This window comes from Rhodoferax sp. RT5P35, from assembly GCF_056521385.1.
The window spans coordinates 1-1,508 of sequence record NZ_JBWMAX010000103.1 but is presented as its reverse complement, the minus strand read 5'-3'; the positions used below and the strand labels follow the sequence as shown (position 1 = coordinate 1,508).

The following is a 1,508-nucleotide window of genomic DNA, read 5'->3' as shown; positions in this document are numbered from 1 at the left end:
GGATACCGTTGGCATTACCCGAAATGATGTTGCGATCGGCAGCCGTGGTGCCGCCGATGGTGTTGTTGGCGCTCAGCACATAGACACCCGCGCCACCGTTGCCCACACCGCCGCTGCTTCCGGTGGCCGCCAGGCTGCCGATGAAGTTGCCGGCAATGGTGTTGCCGTCCGAGCCCGCGTCGATCTGGATGCCCTCCAGATCGAAGTTGCGGATCACCAAACCACGGATGGTGGAGCCACCGGAACCGCTGGCCAGAACCAGGCCGTCGCTGTTGAGGCTGTTGCCGTCCAGGATGATGGCCGGTCGGCCGCTGTTGACCGCGAAGCTGTCGTCGGTGCTGGCGTCGATCACCACGGCACCGGTGATACTGGGCAGCGCCGAGCCCAGCGTGATGGTGTGCACGCCGGTGCCGGAAATCGCAAAGCTGATGCGGTCCGGCTGCGTGCCGTTGGTGGTGTTATTGGCCGCGATGAGAGCCTCGCGCAGCGACACGAAACCATCGGCGCCCTTGTTGGCCAGCAGTGTGGACAGGCTGGTGGTGTCGCCGTCGTTGGTGTCGGCTGCCGTGTCGACGGTGATCGTAGCCTGCGAGGAGGAAACAGCGACCACATAGCGCGCAAACTCGGAAGTGTCGGTGAATGCGCTGAAGGTTACGTTGCTCTTTGTGGCTGTGGCCGACACGGCATACCCCACTGGCACGGTGGCCGCAAGCGTGGCCGAGAAACTGGCAAAGCCGCCTGCGGTCGTCACGTTGGTGAATCCCAGGTAGGTCTGCCCCTCGCCGTAGCCGCTGGGGTCACCGGTGGGTGAGGCGAAGAATTCGACGCGGTAGTAGTTGGTTCCGGTGTTGCTTGTGATCGTGCCGCCAACGATGACCTGGCCCGTGGCGTCTGTCCGGGCCAGCGTGAGTACCGGGAAGTTCTGCAGGTTGTTGGACCCGCTGTCGGTGTCGTTGGCATCGTTGGCAGTTACGTTACCGCCTGCGGCATCAAGGTCGATACCCAGGCCGCTGGTCCCCGTCGCGGTGCTGTAGATGCTGTTGCCGAGTATGGCATTGCCCGTCCCGCTGTTGACGGTGATGGCGTTGCCGGTTCCGCCGGTCTTGTTGCTAAAGGCGATAGTGTTGCCTTGGCCGACCCCGGTGCCGCCGATAAGGTTGTTGTTGTTGTTGGTCTGCAGGGTGATGCCGTGTTGCGTGGTACCCCAGTCCTGCGTACCAGTGAGGTCCGTGCCGATGCGGTTGCCCTGGACCGTGGTGGTGCTGACATTGGTGCCAAGCCAGATGCCAATCTGCCCGTTGGCGACCCAGTTGTCCGTGACCGTGTTGCCGTTGCCGATCTCGAGGTAGATGCCCGCTATCGGCGCACTCAGCACGGCAGTACCGTCGGCTGTGACGCCGACCAGGTTGTCCTGGATCACATTGCCGGTGCCGCTGGATTCGATTTGCAGCCCGACGGTGGAGGCACCGGCGACGACGTTGTTCTCGACGACCGTGCTGGAGGCGCTG

General features: G+C 63.5%; 1 protein-coding gene. It reads right to left on the bottom strand.

Annotated elements, in window-relative coordinates; genetic code table 11:
* A partial coding sequence (locus AC097L_RS23985) for a beta strand repeat-containing protein (protein ID WP_479589239.1) occupies window positions 1-1,508 on the bottom strand: 1,508 nt, incomplete at both ends.